The organism is Ruegeria sp. F5, from assembly GCF_056533845.1.
The window spans coordinates 1-15,725 of sequence record NZ_JBQFOU010000019.1; the positions used below are offsets into that span (position 1 = coordinate 1).

The 15,725-nt window shown below is 58.4% G+C and carries 16 protein-coding genes and 1 tRNA gene; 14 read left to right on the top strand and 3 right to left on the bottom strand.

Translation table 11 applies throughout. The features are described 5' to 3' along the window. Nucleotides 1-476: 476 nt before the first annotated feature. The 9 genes from ACR0K1_RS21010 to ACR0K1_RS21050 all read left to right on the top strand — a co-directional run bounded on the left by ACR0K1_RS21010 (nucleotide 477) and on the right by ACR0K1_RS21050 (nucleotide 9,818). Nucleotides 477-863: a hypothetical protein gene (locus ACR0K1_RS21010; protein ID WP_480612586.1), complete on the top strand. Its 387-nt coding sequence runs from the start codon at nucleotides 477-479 to the stop codon at nucleotides 861-863. Between the two features lie 286 nt (nucleotides 864-1,149). Beyond that, the gene (gene urtA / locus ACR0K1_RS21015; protein ID WP_480851793.1) at nucleotides 1,150-2,424 is read left to right on the top strand and encodes an urea ABC transporter substrate-binding protein; all 1,275 of its coding nucleotides are present in this window, start codon (nucleotides 1,150-1,152) and stop codon (nucleotides 2,422-2,424) included. A gap of 67 nt (nucleotides 2,425-2,491) precedes the next feature. After that, nucleotides 2,492-4,447 (top strand): urea ABC transporter permease subunit UrtB, encoded by a 1,956-nt coding sequence (urtB, locus tag ACR0K1_RS21020; protein ID WP_480851794.1) that lies wholly within the window; start codon nucleotides 2,492-2,494, stop codon nucleotides 4,445-4,447. A 10-nt stretch (nucleotides 4,448-4,457) separates the two neighbouring features. After that, entirely contained in the window at nucleotides 4,458-5,711 is a 1,254-nt protein-coding gene (urtC, locus tag ACR0K1_RS21025) for an urea ABC transporter permease subunit UrtC (protein WP_480851819.1), read from the top strand. Continuing rightward, a complete protein-coding gene (gene urtD, locus ACR0K1_RS21030) occupies nucleotides 5,708-6,448 on the top strand; it encodes an urea ABC transporter ATP-binding protein UrtD (protein ID WP_480612583.1) in 741 nt (246 codons plus the stop codon). The genes urtC and urtD overlap by 4 nt, the downstream gene beginning before the upstream one ends. After that, complete coding sequence (gene urtE / locus ACR0K1_RS21035) at nucleotides 6,438-7,145, top strand: urea ABC transporter ATP-binding subunit UrtE (RefSeq protein ID WP_480612582.1); 708 nt, start codon at nucleotides 6,438-6,440, stop codon at nucleotides 7,143-7,145. Before urtD ends, urtE begins: the two co-directional genes overlap by 11 nt. A 411-nt stretch (nucleotides 7,146-7,556) precedes the next feature. Beyond that, nucleotides 7,557-7,781: a DUF3489 domain-containing protein gene (locus ACR0K1_RS21040; RefSeq protein WP_480612759.1), complete on the top strand. Its 225-nt coding sequence runs from the start codon at nucleotides 7,557-7,559 to the stop codon at nucleotides 7,779-7,781. Then, entirely contained in the window at nucleotides 7,771-8,181 is a 411-nt protein-coding gene (locus tag ACR0K1_RS21045; protein ID WP_480851795.1) for a DUF2924 domain-containing protein, read from the top strand. Before ACR0K1_RS21040 ends, ACR0K1_RS21045 begins: the two co-directional genes overlap by 11 nt. Continuing rightward, on the top strand, nucleotides 8,178-9,818 hold the full coding sequence (locus ACR0K1_RS21050) for a recombinase family protein (RefSeq protein WP_480851796.1): 1,641 nt from the start codon (nucleotides 8,178-8,180) through the stop codon (nucleotides 9,816-9,818). Before ACR0K1_RS21045 ends, ACR0K1_RS21050 begins: the two co-directional genes overlap by 4 nt. Nucleotides 9,819-9,990: 172 nt before the next feature. Here ACR0K1_RS21050 and ACR0K1_RS21055 read toward each other — a convergent pair. Together ACR0K1_RS21055 and ACR0K1_RS21060 are read right to left on the bottom strand one after the other, a co-directional pair. After that, nucleotides 9,991-10,065: transfer RNA gene (locus ACR0K1_RS21055), tRNA-Gln, on the bottom strand. 15 nt (nucleotides 10,066-10,080) lie between these two features. Next, nucleotides 10,081-10,287, bottom strand: a complete 207-nt coding sequence (locus tag ACR0K1_RS21060) for a hypothetical protein (protein ID WP_480612579.1) — start codon at nucleotides 10,285-10,287, stop codon at nucleotides 10,081-10,083. A gap of 217 nt (nucleotides 10,288-10,504) precedes the next feature. Between ACR0K1_RS21060 and ACR0K1_RS21065 the strand changes: the two genes are divergently transcribed. Further along, nucleotides 10,505-11,017: a ferritin gene (locus ACR0K1_RS21065; protein WP_480612578.1), complete on the top strand. Its 513-nt coding sequence runs from the start codon at nucleotides 10,505-10,507 to the stop codon at nucleotides 11,015-11,017. 7 nt (nucleotides 11,018-11,024) lie between these two features. Here ACR0K1_RS21065 and ACR0K1_RS21070 read toward each other — a convergent pair whose 3' ends face one another. Then, nucleotides 11,025-11,546, bottom strand: a complete 522-nt coding sequence (locus tag ACR0K1_RS21070) for an SH3 domain-containing protein (protein WP_480851797.1) — start codon at nucleotides 11,544-11,546, stop codon at nucleotides 11,025-11,027. A 138-nt stretch (nucleotides 11,547-11,684) separates the two neighbouring features. Here ACR0K1_RS21070 and ACR0K1_RS21075 point away from each other — a divergent pair, with 138 nt between their 5' ends. The 4 genes from ACR0K1_RS21075 to ACR0K1_RS21090 all read left to right on the top strand — a co-directional run bounded on the left by ACR0K1_RS21075 (nucleotide 11,685) and on the right by ACR0K1_RS21090 (nucleotide 15,654). Then, nucleotides 11,685-12,671: a 2-hydroxyacid dehydrogenase gene (locus ACR0K1_RS21075; protein ID WP_480612576.1), complete on the top strand. Its 987-nt coding sequence runs from the start codon at nucleotides 11,685-11,687 to the stop codon at nucleotides 12,669-12,671. 37 nt (nucleotides 12,672-12,708) lie between these two features. Next, nucleotides 12,709-13,080: a GFA family protein gene (locus ACR0K1_RS21080; RefSeq protein ID WP_480612575.1), complete on the top strand. Its 372-nt coding sequence runs from the start codon at nucleotides 12,709-12,711 to the stop codon at nucleotides 13,078-13,080. 106 nt (nucleotides 13,081-13,186) lie between these two features. Then, nucleotides 13,187-14,584 carry an FAD-binding oxidoreductase gene (locus ACR0K1_RS21085; protein WP_480851798.1) on the top strand — a complete coding sequence of 466 codons (1,398 nt, stop codon included), beginning with the start codon at nucleotides 13,187-13,189 and terminating at the stop codon, nucleotides 14,582-14,584. A gap of 86 nt (nucleotides 14,585-14,670) precedes the next feature. Next, nucleotides 14,671-15,654, top strand: coding sequence for a hypothetical protein (locus ACR0K1_RS21090; protein ID WP_480612573.1), 984 nt, complete (start codon nucleotides 14,671-14,673; stop codon nucleotides 15,652-15,654). Nucleotides 15,655-15,725: the final 71 nt, after the last annotated feature.

Sequence of the window (15,725 nt, forward strand, 5' to 3'; positions counted from 1 at the left end):
CTGCGGCTTCGGATCTATCCGCCGGGTGTGGATTATATCGAACACGAATTCATCCGCGTGGACTGAGAACAGATCATCGAAGCGGCCATTCAACTTGCTCGCTGAGAGCGACTGCTCTGCGGGACAAAGCCGTCGTTAGCTACATTGCAGCACGTTTAGATTGAGTGAACGACTGCATGAGCGGACTCAATCTTGGTCTTGGTTAGCGGATCGAGAGTTTCAAGCGGGTCTCAGTTCAGACATTGAAACTTCCAACTGATGCGACGCTTTAGCTATTTGAAGCCGATAGTGAGCGTCAGCTCGGCCTCTTCAGAAGGTTGGTGCGAGCTTGGCCGTACATTGCGGAACCGGTGTGATAAATCAAACCTGAGCTCGAAAAAGGCGGGGTACCTTATTTCAAGTAAGCCCTAAACTGAACACAGTTGATTTCAGAGTGCTGCCTTGACGGGCGTACTTCCATTGATGATGGTTATTTTATGAGCACTTTGAGAACATTTTTGCTTTCAAATCTGTGCATCCTGGTGTCTTCCGGATTGCTCTATGCAGAAAGTGGGATCGTAAAGTCCTTTGCAGGTTGCGCAGGGCGCTTCTCGGCTGAAATGGAACACGCGTGGCTTTTGAACGATCCAAAAGCTCAGGACTATGAACTGCGGCGCGGCGGATTTGTCTCGTTGCTGGAAGCGACTACGACAGCGGACAACGCAGAATTTGTCCTGGGCCACAGGGTGAATTCCAAACACGCGCACGCACGCTTGCTGCAAACCGCGACCTTTGCTTCGGATGAGGTGAAAGCAAGTGCGGCGCGCCGAGCTGCCAATCAGTATTTGGATCAATGCAACCTGTTGATCCTAGGCGGCGCTTGAAGACTGCTTCGCTGCATCGCCGCATTATTGAGCGTGACACGCTGCGCTGCCGCAAAATTAGGCAGTACCATCAATCAATCCAAGAACTCGGGCTTTGAGTCTCTGAGAGCTGCAGAAAACTGCCTTAGCACTGTGTTGTGCCGCAAGACGGCTCGGAACATGTGCGAAGGTGCCCGGCCTAGGAACCTGAAGACGCCCTCGCACACCGCAATTATGCGTGGGGGGTATATGGGACGTTTCGGCGCCCCGAACAACCCTGCTGCGCATCGCACAAGAGGAAATGCTGATGCACACCAAACTTCTCACCACAACCGCTGCAGTCCTGTTGGCCAGCTCTCTGCCTGCACTGGCCGATTGCCCGATCAAGGTTGGCGTCCTTCATTCGTTGTCCGGTACGATGGCCATTTCGGAAACCACGCTGAAAGACACGATGGAAATGCTGGTCGAACAGCAAAACGAAGCCGGTGGTCTTCTGGGGTGCGAGCTTGAAGCTGTCGTTGTAGACCCAGCCTCGGATTGGCCGCTGTTTGCCGAAAAGGCGCGCGAATTGCTGACAGTGCACGAAGTTGACGTGATCTTTGGCAACTGGACTTCTGTTTCCCGTAAATCCGTCCTGCCCGTAATCGAAGAACTGAATGGCCTACTGTTCTATCCGGTTCAGTACGAAGGCGAAGAAAGCTCGAAAAACGTATTCTACACCGGAGCAGCGCCAAACCAGCAGGCAATCCCGGCCACTGATTATTTCCTGGACGAGCTGGAAGTTGAGAAATTCGCGCTGCTGGGAACCGATTACGTCTATCCGCGGACCACGAACAACATCCTCGAAAGCTATCTGAAGCAGAAGGGTATCGCGGAAGAGGATATCTTCGTCAACTACACACCCTTTGGTCATTCGGACTGGTCCAAAATCGTGGCCGACGTGGTTGCGCTTGGCGCGGACGGCAAGAAAGTTGGCGTGATATCGACGATCAATGGCGACGCGAACGTCGGTTTTTATAAGGAACTTGCAGCCGCAGGTATCTCGGCTGACGACATTCCGGTTGTGGCCTTCTCGGTTGGTGAAGAAGAACTGGCTGGTCTTGATACCAGCAACCTTGTCGGTCATCTGGCGGCCTGGAACTATTTCCAATCGGCCGAAAGCGATGCAAACGAAGCGTGGGTCGAAGCTTGGAAAGCACGAATGGGTGACGAGCGTGTGACCAACGACCCGATGGAGGCCCATTACATCGGCTTCAACATGTGGGTAAACGCGGCAACGGAAGTTGAAACCACGGGTGTCGACGCCGTTCGGACCGCCATGTACGGGCAGGAGTTCCCGAACCTAACAGGTGGTACGGCCGTAATGCTACCGAACCATCACTTGGCCAAACCGGTCCTGATCGGCGAAATCCAGGAAGACGGTCAATTCGACATCATCAGCCAGACCGAAGAAGTTCCGGGCGACGCCTGGACCGACTATCTGCCTGAATCCGCCGTTCTCGTGTCGGATTGGAAAGAGCTTGGTTGCGGTATGTACAACACCGAAACCGAAAGCTGCGTGCAGATCAAGTCCAACTACTAAGGTCTTAACCCGAACTCCTCGGGGCGCGCGAGTTGCGCCCCGAGACTCAATACAAAGGTCTTCCTCAATGACGCTTCCGTTCAGGCGGGCAGTACTTGCCCTGCTGGTTCTTTCGGTGCCTACGTTTTTGCAAGCGCAATCCGCAGACGCCCCTGTGCAACAGGTTTTGCAGTCCCATGCGGACGTAATTCAGAAATCCTCTCGCAAAACGATTGGCCCAGCGATTGGTGCGTTAGCGCAAAGTGGACTGCCGGAAGCGCAGACCGTTCTGGAACGTTGGCAAGCCAAGGACATGTGGTTCAACAAAGAAACCGGTCTTTTTGTCTTTGCCTCAAAGGCCGACGGTGGGTTGCAGATTTTCGATGTATCTGGCGGGGCCGAGATCGGGGTTGTCGACAGGAAGGAATACAAACAACTCAAGCCCAATTCTGGAATTCGCGGGTTGATCGCGTCTGCGCTGGTGCAGTTTCAGCTGAACGATCCCAATCCCAAGAACCGCGACGCCGCATTGACAGCAATTGAGCGAGATGCCGAAGCGTCGCATCTGTCCGCACTGCGTGCTTCCATCGAAACGGAACAAGATGCCAACCTCAAGGCGCGCAAAGACCGGTTGGAGCGCTTGCTGACCATTCGCTTTGATGAGGATGAAGCCGCAAGGCTTGCTGCAATTGACAGGTTTGCCGGCGATCTGGGGGTCGATGTCCGGGCAACGCTCAATCCGCTGGTTTCCTCTAAAATCAAGGTCGCAGACGAAATCCCGGATGGCGCGGTTCGCATTGAGGTTGGATCAGACGAGCTAACGCAGGACCAAGCCTATGGCTTACTTGTCGCGAATGGGTTGGCACCGGAACCGGTAGATGCGGTAACAATTAAGCAGACTCTGATCGCCAACATAAACGGCGATACCGTTGCTGGTGTTCAGGTCGCGAGCCTTGACGAGGACGCCGCACGAGAAGCCGCGTATCAGGTGTTGGCTCAGCAAGGCCTTGCGGCCCCACTGGTGGCACAAGCTGACGTTGCTGAAGCCGTTCAAAACCATAAGTTTTTCAAGGTTTACGTCTCGGCGCCCCTACCCATCGCCCTTGCTGCGCAGGCTGCTTTGGACAACATCGAAACACAAGTTGCTTTGAACCAGACAGCCGATCTGGTGTTGGATGCGCTGTCTTTGGCCTCGATCTACTTCCTTGCAGCAATTGGTCTTGCAATCACCTTCGGGGTCATGGGCGTGATCAACATGGCCCATGGTGAGTTCATCATGATGGGAGCCTACACCGGCTATGTGGTGCAGTTGTTAATTCCTGACCTGACGCTTTCGATCCTTGTGGCAATTCCCTGCGCATTTCTCGTGACATTCGGGGCCGGAGTTCTGCTGGAGCGACTGGTCATTCGGTGGCTGTATCACCGGCCGCTAGAGACGTTGCTGGCAACCTTCGGCGTTTCTGTTGCATTGCAGCAACTGGCCAAGAACATCTTTGGCACGCAGGCGCGTCCTCTGACGGCTCCGGCATGGTTGGACGGCTCGATGGTGCTGAACGACATCGTATCGATCAGCTACATCCGCATTGCGATCTTCTTTCTGGCACTGCTGTTTCTGGCGCTGTTCCTTATCGTCATGAACCGAACAAGGCTGGGCTTAGAGGTGCGTGCCGTAACCCAGAACCCCCGCATGGCGTCCTCAATGGGAATTAACCCGGATCGGATCAACATGCTGACGTTCGGCTTGGGTTCGGGCATCGCGGGCATCGCCGGCGTGGCCATCGGGCTTTACGCCAAAGTCACGTCCGAGATGGGATCTGACTTCATTGTGCAGAGCTTTATGACGGTGGTCGTTGGTGGCGTTGGCAACATCTGGGGCACGCTGCTGGGCGCGACGATGGTCGGAACGCTGCAAAAGGGGATCGAGTGGTTCAATCCGTCCAATACCCTGGCGGCGCAGACCTACATGATCCTTTTCATCATCCTGTTCATTCAATTCCGACCTCGCGGCATTATTGCGCTTAAAGGTCGGGCGGCGGAAGCGTGATATGGTTGACATGACCTCTACGGCCGAGCCGATACGCAAGCCGCTGGTGCTGCGCTATCCCTCTGTCGCGATCTTTCTGATCATCCTGACCCTGTTTACGGCGGTCATCACCGTTTTGGGCGAAGGGTTTGGCATCGGGCTGATTTCCACCAGTTTTATCAAGACGCTGGGCAAAACGCTGTGCCTGTGTCTTGCAGCGCTCGCGATGGATCTGGTGTGGGGATACACAGGTATCCTGTCGCTGGGGCACATGGCGTTCTTTGGAATTGGCGGCTACGCCATCGGCATGTGGCTGATGTACGCCCGCACCGAGATTATCGTTGTCGACAGCCTCGCGACCTCTGCCTTGCCGCCGACAGCACAAGAAATTTCGGATGGTATCGCCACCCAGATTTTCGGCGTTGTCGGCGCATCAGAGTTCCCCCCGATCTGGGCTTTCGCACATTCCCTGCCGCTGCAACTGGCCGGTGTCGTACTGGTGCCCGGTCTGCTGGCGCTTGTTTTTGGGTGGCTGGCGTTCCGCAGTCGGGTGACTGGGGTTTACCTGTCGATCCTGACGCAGGCGATGACGCTGGCGCTGTCCCTGTACCTGTTCCAGAACGACAGCGGGTTGCGCGGGAACAACGGCTTGTCGGGGCTACAGAACCTGCCAGGGTTGGACTCGGTGCCGCAATCAACGGTTTCAATACTATTTTTTTGGGCATCGGCGCTGGCGCTTGGGCTCGGCTACCTCGTCTGCGCATGGGTGGTATCCGGTAAATTCGGATCGGTCATTCGCGCCATTCGCGACGATGAAAGCCGGGTTCGGTTCCTTGGATATTCGGTCGAAGCCTACAAGCTTTTCATCTTCACCTTCACCGCCGTGATCTGCGGTATCGCGGGCGCCTTGTACTACCCACAAGCGGGCATCATAAACCCGGCCGAGATAGCGCCCATTGCGTCAATCTACTTAGCCGTTTGGGTGGCGATCGGCGGGCGTGGACGGCTGTACGGAGCAGTGATCGGCGCGGCCTTTGTCTCGTTGCTATCAACCTGGTTCACGGGAGGCCAGGCTCCAGACATCTCGCTTGGTTTCTATACGATCCAATGGGTCGATTGGTGGACTATCCTGCTTGGGTTTTCGTTTGTCGCGGTCACGCTGTTTGCGCCCCGTGGCATAGGGGGGCTGATCGACAAGTTTACTAAACAACGCGCGCCTGATCGCCATGGTGCCAACCTGGGGCCAGACCTTGGATCGCTGCGCGAAAAGGAGGCGAACGAATGAGCACGCTTCTGGAAGTCTCTGGCGTTTCCGTCTCCTTCGACGGTTTCAAGGCCATCAACAATCTGACGTTCCAGATCGGCCCAGCCGAAATGCGGGCGGTCATCGGCCCGAACGGGGCTGGAAAGACCACGTTCATGGACATCATCACAGGCAAAACCAAGCCGGACGACGGTCATGTTCTCTGGGGCGAAATGTCGGTCTCATTGCTTTCGATGAGCGAAAGCCAGATCGCCCAGGCCGGAGTGGGACGAAAGTTCCAACGCCCGACCGTATTCGAAGATCAAAGCGTCCGCGAAAACCTGATGCTCGCCCAAAAAAACAAACGCGCGCCGCTGGCTGTATTGCGGTTTCGGGCGCGTCGGAAAGATCATGACAAAGTCGCCGCCCTTGCCGAGGAAATCGGACTGCAGAGCGCCTTGGACCGCAAGGCCGGTGAACTCAGCCACGGGCAAAAGCAATGGCTCGAGATCGGGATGCTGCTGGCCCAGGATCCGCAATTGCTGCTGGTGGATGAGCCTGCGGCCGGGATGACCCCGGCAGAGCGCAAACATACGACCGACATCCTTGTTGCAGCGGCCAAAACCCGAGCCGTGGTCGTCGTGGAACACGATATGGAGTTCGTCAGCCGCCTCCACTGCAAAGTAACTGTTCTGCATGAGGGGTCAGTTCTGGCCGAAGGATCGTTGGACCATGTCACCCGGAACGAAAAAGTAATTGAGGTTTATCTTGGCCGCTGAACTTCTAAACATCTCCGATCTGACCCTTCACTATGGAGGCAGCCAGATCTTGAACGGTGTCGACATCACCGCGCGTCAGGGTCAGGTGACCTGTGTCATGGGCACCAATGGCGTTGGAAAAACAAGCCTGTTGAAAGCGATGTCCGGCTCGCATCCCCGCAGCGGTGGCGACTATGTGCTGAACGGCGAAAAAATCGGCAATGTCACTTCCTTTGAGCTTGCCAGAAAAGGAGTGGCTTACGTACCGCAAGGGCGCGAGATCTTTCCGTTTTTAACGGTTCGCGAAAACCTCGAAACCGGCTTCGCCTGCCTGCCCCGCAGCGATCACACGATACCCGGCTATATCTTCGAGCTTTTTCCGATCTTAAATGAGTTCCTTTCTCGGCGCGGGGGCGACTTGTCTGGTGGTCAACAGCAACAGCTTGCAATTGCGCGCGCGTTGATCACGAAGCCAAAGATATTGCTTTTGGACGAGCCGACCGAAGGTATTCAACCAAACATTATCAAACAGATCGGGGAAGTCGTTGGGCTGCTACGCGATCAAGGCGAAATGGCCATAATCTTGGTCGAGCAGTTTTTTGAGTTTGCTTATTCGCTAGGCGATGAATTCTTGGTTCTCGAGCGAGGCACCCCTCATCTACGCGGCTCCAAATGCCAAATTGGCAAAGAACAACTAAGGTCCGCGGTATCTGTTTAACGGCATTATAGTGGTTCCGTTTTGCCCTGACATGCCTGACGCACCGCATTTAACACTTCGGACTTATGCACATACCGTCTCTTAGCTCACTTAGCTGTATAGAATGCCGATTACTTGCAGTTTTTTGTATTCCTATGTTCGTGGATCTGGAGCATTTTGGGCTCGATGCGGTGATCTGACTATTTTTATCCGATAACGGCTTTCTGCGTTAAGCGGCCATTCTTCCACTGGACTTGCGGTCCGAATAGAGAGGTACTGTCCATGTCGCGACGCACCCAACACTACGCCGCGCCTTTTGCGCCCGGGTCCCCGGGCTCTCCTCGGTAGCAGGGTTCCTTTCAGCCTGCGTGAACCAAAAGGAGAAGTGCAAATGGCAAAATCATCTAAGCCAAAAACCAAGAAAGAAGACTTATTCAGATGCTGACCCGGAAAGCCGGGGCGGATGCGGCTATGATCAGCGACAAGCTCGGCTGGCAGACGCACACAACGCGGGCGGCGCTGACCGGGCTGCGCAAGGCCGGCTACGAGGTTCTGGGCGAGAAGCCATATGATGGCAAGCCCAAGCGCTACCGGATCTCGGCCATGCCCGCCCAAACTGGCAAGACTGCAGGCGCCGAAAAGACCGATGCCCGGTAAGCCGGATCCGGATCGACCGCTGGCGATTGCCGATTGGCAGGAAGCTTTCGGGACTCCTCCGCCGCCATACCTTTCCGTAGCGTTCATGCGCAAGGCGTTGGCTTATGAAGAGCAGTGCCGCTCTTCGGGCGGTCTACCGGCGGTGACACGACGCAAGCTGCGAAAGATCGCAGAAGGCAAAGGGATTGCACATGTCAGCAGCGGCGACCTTCGATCCGGCGCGTACCTTGTGCGGGAATGGAACGGACGGACCTACCAAGTCGAGGTGACCGAGCGCGGATATCACATGGATGGTAAAGACTGGCCGTCGCTCTCGGCCATCGCAATGCATATCACCGGCACGACATGGTCGGGTCCGCGCTTTTTCGGTTTGACCCGCAAGGTACGGGGCGGCACATGAAGAAGATCCGTTGCGCTATATACACCCGCAAAAGCTCGGAAGATGGACTGGAACAGGAGTTCAACTCGCTGCATGCCCAGCGGGAGGCCTGTGCTGCTTATATCGCCAGCCAGAAACATGAAGGCTGGGTTTTGGTGCGAGAACAGTATGATGACGGCGGTCTCTCCGGCGGATCGCTGGAACGCCTGGCCTTGCAGCAGCTATTGGCGGATATCCGGGATGGGAAGATCGACCAGATCGTCGTCTACAAGATTGACCGCCTGACCCGGTCGCTGGCCGACTTCGCCAAGATCGTCGATATCCTTGATACCGCCGGCGCCTCTTTCGTCTCGGTCACGCAGTCCTTCAATACGGCGACAAGCATGGGACGTCTGACGTTGAACATGCTACTCAGCTTCGCGCAGTTCGAGCGCGAAGTGACCGCGGAACGGATCCGGGACAAGATTGCCGCCTCCAAGCGCCGCGGTCTCTGGATGGGTGGGCAGGTGCCGATGGGGTATGATCCGGATGGCCGGACGCTGAAGGTCAACGAGTGCGAAGCCGAGACGATCCGAACGCTCTACGCGCTTTACGAACAACACGGGACGATCCGGCAGGTAAAGGTGAAGTCCGACGCTTTGTTACTTCGCACCCGGCGCAGAACACTGTCTTCTGGTGAGATCCGTGGTGGCGGCGCCTTCGACCGCGGGCATATCCATCACATCCTGACGAACCCGGTCTATGCAGGGCGCATCCGACACAAAGATCAAGTGCATGAGGGTCAGCATGACGCGATCATTGCCCCCGACCGATGGGACGCGGTTCAGCTCAGGCTGCAAGGGATGGCTTCCCGAATACGCTTGAGAAAGACGCCGCGCCGCGTGTCGCTGCTCTGCGGGAAGATCTTCGATGAAACCGGAGATCGTCTGACGCCGTCGCATTCACGAACAAAAAAGCGTACCCGTTTGCGCTACTATGTCTCGCACCGGTTGATCGCACGCAGCGGGGAGGAGAACCTTGATGGCTGGCGCCTGCCGGCGGATCATCTCGAGGCCCAAGTCGGCAATCTTGCGCGCCACCATCTCACCAGCCCGACATTTGCAGGGCGCCTCTGCCCACAGTCCGACGCCGGTAAGATCGCCCGGGTTCTCAACAAGCTGACGGACCTGACCTCGGAGCCGGATCGCAAAAAGATCCTGCCGCTCGTGGGACGAATCGACATTGCGCCGGGCAAAGTCATGCTCAAGCTCGATCCCAAAGCCGTCGCGGTTGCTCTGGATATCGACATCGATGCAATGGACGCAATTGCGCTCCAGCTCGAAGCGCCTTTCCAGCTACGGAAGCGTGGCGTTGAGACGAAGATTATTCTGGCCGAAACTCCAGTTGGGAAAGACGAGGCTTTGATACGGAACATTGCGCTCGCACATCACTGGCTGGAGCGGATCAAGGCGGGCGATACCTGTGGCGATATCGCTAGAAACGACGGCATCTCCAAACGACGCGTCCAGCACATGATTGATCTTGCCTTCCTCGCGCCAGATATCATTCACGACGTTCTGACGGGCAAACAGCCCCTCGGCTTTACGTCTGACTGGTGCAAATCGCGAACCCTGCCATCAGACTGGCAGGACCAGCGCGCGCTTCTCGCGACTCTCTGATCCACCAAACCTACACCTGCTACCGCGAAAATGCCGAGCGCAGACTTTCGGAGATTTGCGGCTGTGTGCCGGAACGGTCCACGGTCTGCGCGATTGCGCCACGACGCTAACCCGCAGATAACCCGCGACTATTCAGGGTACATCTTGCACGGTCTGGATATGGGGGAGTGGGTGGCTGGGGTGGTAGGATTCGAACCTACGATACACGGTACCAAAAACCGCTGCCTTACCACTTGGCTACACCCCAACGGTGAGCGGCTATCTACGATTGTTGTTGGCAGGGTTCAAGGGCTTTTGGGGAAAAATCTGAGGCGGTCTCGAAATTATTTTTGGGCTGCGACCCGTCGAGGTTGAGACGACCTTGCTCGGAGGATGGCAAAGCAATCTGTTGTGGCTTTTCGCCGAGCGCTCGCAGGATGTTCAGCGCAAAATGGGCTTGGTGGCTGAAAGGGATAATGCCGTCTTGCAAGCCATAACTCCCTGCACTGCATTGGCAAGTTTGGAACGACCCGGTGGTAAGGACGCGGCTAAGGCAAATTCGCTCTGTCCCGGTATGAATGCCATTATTGCGCGGCACGCGGCAGCCAACGTCCTGTAAAACATCGGGAAGTGATAAACCTCATTGTGTGGCGCCGCCAAATTATCTAGCGTTCAGGTCAGAGAACCTTGTGCTTTGGGAGCTGCCGATGAAACTGAACCCGGACGTGGCTGAGGCCCTGAACCGTCAGATCAACAGCGAGCTTGCTGCCTCTCACACCTATCTGGCGATGGCCGCTTACTTTGAAGCTCAGGAATTGCCGGGCTTCGCCCAATGGTTTCGCGAACAGTCGGCAGAAGAGGTGACCCATGCGATGCGCCTGTTCGACTTCATGGCAAAGCGCGGGGGGCGAATCGAGGTATCGGGCATCGATCAGCCGAAATCGGACTACGGGTCACCGGCCGAGGCGCTGGAAACCGCGCTGCGTAACGAGGAAGCCGTGACCTCCCAGATCAATGCGCTGTTCGAGCTGGCCCACAACGTCAGGGAATTCAGCACGCAGAACATGCTCAACTGGTTTCTGGACGAGCAGACCGAAGAAGAGGATCTGTTCGGGCAGATCCTCGACAAAACCAGGGCGGCCAACGGCGATCGGTGGAACCTGTTGCTGCTGGATCAGGAACTGGGCGCGCGGGGCGGCGAAGCCCCGTCCGAGGCGTAGCCAGCAGCTATTCGCGGATTTCCGACGGATCGACGCCCCACAGGTTGGCTTTCAGGGTCCAGCCGCGATAGCCGCCCGCCGAGATTTTGCACCAATCCAGCGAGCATGTGCCCAGACGCGCCACCACTCCGGTTTCGAAATGCGCATTGACCGGCGAGTCCGGGTCGGGCCGCGCGTAGACCGGCAGCATCTCGGATTCGATCAGAACCGTGCGCACGCCTGAAAGCAGGGCGTAATGGACCCACCCTCCGGCACCGTCGCGGTCCTGAACCTTGCGCCAGTTGCCGTATTCCGCCGTGATCTGCAGCGGCATGCCGCGCCGCTTGAACACCCAGTCGATTCGATGGGTCAGGGATGGCCCGCGGCGCACGTTGCCCTCGGCGGCTTTCATCGAGACATAGCGGGGCAGCGGCAGGTTGGTCACCGGGCCGCGCTTGTCCTGTGCCGCGACCGCGCCCGGCCCCTGCGCAAACAGGAACGCGGTCAGGATCGCCAAACAAAGGCGCTTTACCGGTAAAAGACCACTCACTGACTGTCTGCTCTTGTGCCTGTTGATCTGCTTGCGAAAAAAGGTCGTCTCAATGCCCATGGGGTTCTTGTGCCCCGCCGTATCCTGCGCCACGATGCCATGGCGCGCGAAGGTTTGCAAAGCAGTGGGAGGGCAGAGGTGCCAAGAGAACGTCTGAGTGTTGTCGTTACGCGACGGTTGCCCGAGGCGGTGGAAACCCGGTTGAGCGAACTGTTCGATGTCCGTTTGCGCACGGATGATACCCCGATGACCCGCGATGAACTGGTCGCAGCGGTCAAAGAGGCCGATGTGCTGGTGCCCACGGTCACGGATACGATTGATGGCGGTCTGCTGGGGCAGGCCGGCGAAAACCTGCGGCTGATCGCCAATTATGGGGCCGGTGTCGACAATATCGACGTGGCGACGGCACGGCAGCGCGGCGTGCTGGTGTCCAACACGCCGGGTGTTCTGACCGACGACACCGCCGATATGACCATGGCTCTGATCCTGGCCGTTACCCGGCGCATCCCCGAAGGGTTGGGCGTGATGCAAAAAGGGGACTGGACCGGCTGGGCCCCCACCGCCTTTTTGGGCGGCAGGATCGGCGGACGCCGGTTGGGCATCCTTGGAATGGGCCGCATCGGGCAGGCCGTTGCGCGCCGGGCCGCGGCGTTCGGGATGCAGGTGCATTACCACAACCGCCGCAGGCTGCGCCCCGAGACCGAGCAGGAGCTCGAGGCGACCTATTGGGAAAGCCTGGACCAGATGGTGGCGCGGATGGATGTGATTTCGGTCAACTGCCCGTCGACGCCGTCGACGTTCCACCTGATGAACGCCCGCCGTCTGAAGCTGATGAAGCCCTCGGCGGTGATCGTGAACACTTCGCGGGGGGAAGTGGTGGATGAAAACGCGCTGACCAGGCTGATCCGGTCCGGTGACATCGCCGGGGCGGGGCTGGATGTCTACGAGAACGGCATCAACGTCAATCCGCGCCTGCGGAACCTGCCAAATGTGGTGCTGCTGCCCCATATGGGCTCGGCAACCCTGGAAGGGCGGATTGAGATGGGCGAGAAGGTGATCATCAACATCAAGACTTTCGAGGATGGCCACAGGCCGCCCGATCAGGTCGTTCCCGCGATGTTGTAGGCTGATCGCGCCTTCGTCGAGGGCGCAGGGGGGCGTTATGCAGAGGTATGAGGGCGGATGCCGGTGTGGGGCCGTGCGGCTGTCGGCAACCGGACAGCCCCTGCGGGTTGGCATGTGCCATTGCCTGGACTGCCGCAAGCATCATGGTGCCTTGTTCTACGCCGCTGCCGTTTTTCCGAAGGACAGGGTGACCGTCACCGGTGAACCCCACAGCTATGCCGGACGGTTCTTTTGCCCCACGTGCGGGTCGCCCGTATTTGCCCGGTCCGGGGATGAGGTCGAGGTGCATCTTGGCACGCTGGACGAGCCAAACCAGCTGCAACCGAGTTACGAAAGCTGGGTGATCCGGCGCGAGGCGTGGTTGCCTGCATTTCCCGGAATGGTGCTCTATCAAACTGACCGCGACTAGACCCGACATCAAGGGCGGGGAGCCGGGTTTGATATTGCCCTGATCCGGCGCGCCTTATAGCCATGTACGAAACGGCCCACTGACGGCTCTGCCCGGGGAGGAGACAATGGTTCAGGCAACCGACTTGCCGCGAAACGACGCCGGGATTGAAACCGCGATCGGCATTCTGAAACAACGGTTCGGCGACCGGCTGCAAACTGGCGCTGCGATCCGGGAACAGCATGGCCATACCACCACCTGGATCACCAACCAGAACCCGGACGCGGTGGTGTTTCCGCATACGACGGACGATGTCGCCGAGATTGTCAAAACCTGCGCCGCGCATAAAGTGCCGGTGATCCCCTTCGGGACCGGCACCTCGCTGGAAGGGCATGTGAATGCGCCAGCGGGCGGGGTCTCGGTGGACCTGACGCAGATGAACCGGGTGCTGGCGGTGCATGCCGAGGATCTGGATTGCGTCGTGCAGCCGGGTGTGACACGCCAGGACCTGAACACCCATCTGCGCGATCAGGGCCTGTTCTTTCCAATCGATCCGGGGGCCAATGCGTCGCTGGGCGGTATGGCGGCCACGCGCGCCTCGGGGACCAACGCGGTGCGGTATGGCACGATGAAGGACAATGTGCTGAGCCTTGAGGCGGTAATGCCCGACGGGCAGATCATCCGCACCGGCAACCGTGCGCGCAAATCTTCCGCCGGGTATGATCTGGCACGGCTGCTGATCGGGGCAGAGGGCACGCTGGGGATCATCACCGAACTGACCCTACGCCTGCATGGCATCCCCGAGGCGATCAGTTCCGCCCGCTGTTCCTTCCCGACCGTCGATGCCGCCTGCCGGGCTGTGATGATGACCATCCAATACGGTATTCCGGTGGCACGGATCGAATTGCTGGACCAGTTGTCGGTCAAGGCCGCCAACGCCTATTCCGGCCTGACCTTGCCCGAAACGCCCCTGTTGCTGCTTGAATTCCACGGCTCGGAAGCCGGTACGGCGGAACAGGCTGAAACCTTCGGACAGATCGCCGGAGAGTTCGGCGGCACCGATTTCGCCGCGACCTCGACCACAGAGGAACGCAACAAGCTCTGGCAGGCGCGCCACGACATGTATTGGGCCAGTTTGCAATTGCGCCCCGGCGCGCAAGGCGTTTCGACCGATGTGTGCGTGCCGATTTCGCGTCTGGCCGAGGCGGTGGGTGCCGCACAGGACAAGGCCGCGGCGCTGGGCCTGATTGCCCCGATTGTTGGGCATGTGGGCGATGGTAACTTTCACACCCTGCCGCTGATCGACATGGACAATGCCGATGAGATCGCGCGGGCGGATGAATTTATCGGGTGGCTCAACGATCTTGCCATCTCGATGGAGGGCACCTGCACCGGGGAACACGGCATCGGGCAGGGCAAACGCCCCTATCTGATCAAGGAACTCGGGGCCGCCACGCAGTACATGGCCGCGATCAAAGCGGCGCTGGACCCCGACAACATCATGAACCCGGGCAAGATCCTTTAGAGACCCTTCCAACTCAGGTCAGTATTCCGCCCCGAAATCGTCCAGATTTTCTGGTGAATCCAACCGGAACTGGAAGGGATGATGTCATGAGCGCCAAATACCTTGCTGGCTTCGCCGTTGTCTGCGGCCTTGTGGTTGCCGGTCTGGATTACATGCAGCAGGCGAAAACGACCGAGGGCGGGTTGAGCGTGCAGGACTATGCCGCGTCAGTCTCGTCCCGCATGGGGTTTTCCGGTCAGGTCGCAGCGGCTGAGACCCTGGCATTTCTGCCTACAGCCCCCCAAGGCTGGTCGCGCAGCGCGCCATCAGCCGGGGGTGGCGCATCGGTCTGGGGCAACCTCGACCGTCAGCATGACGCGGTTGGATGGGTCTATGACAACGGCACGGATGTCATCTGGCTGGAGGCCGCCCGCCCCGAGTTGCAGAAAACCAAAGGTGTCATGGCCGGAATGGCCGAGATTTCAGACGGCGAGGTTGCACCTCAGCCTGACTACCTTGGCTACGCGGTCGTCGGCGGCATCGGTTTCGGCCAGTTGCAGGTGCCAGCCCAGACGGCCTTTCGCACATTCGACGGCTGGGTCGGATTCGACGACGAAATCCGGATACGTGCCCGCGCCGCCGCATCGGACGAGGCTGTTCTTGCCCTGCTCGGGGACCTCGATTTCGACGGGCTGAACAACGCGCTGAAACACCCCGTTCCGACCATCGGGCAGGCGGTGCAAATCCCACCCGCGCAACAACCCGAGATCGCCGGGCAGATGATCGCCTTGCGCCGGGCGATGATTCAGGCCCGCGCCGACCTGGCGATCGAACGCACGCTGAATTCGGACGACCATATCGCGTTGATCAACGGTTTCGTCAAAGGTATCGCGCCCGGCGCCACGCTTGACGCAACAGGGGGCGAGGTGCCGGACTACGACACTGTCCTGCAGACGACGTATCGAAACGCGCTGGCTCTGATCATGGCGCAGCCGGGCGCGGAAACGGTCACCGATGCAGGCGCATCGGGTCCGTCCAGACTGACCTGCGCCAAGACCGGGATCAGCACACGCTGCCGCTCGGGCGGCTGAATCAGCCACGGAAACGGGCGGATTTGCGACCTGCATTTCACATGCGGGTCGTTTTTTTCATCTCACTGGTC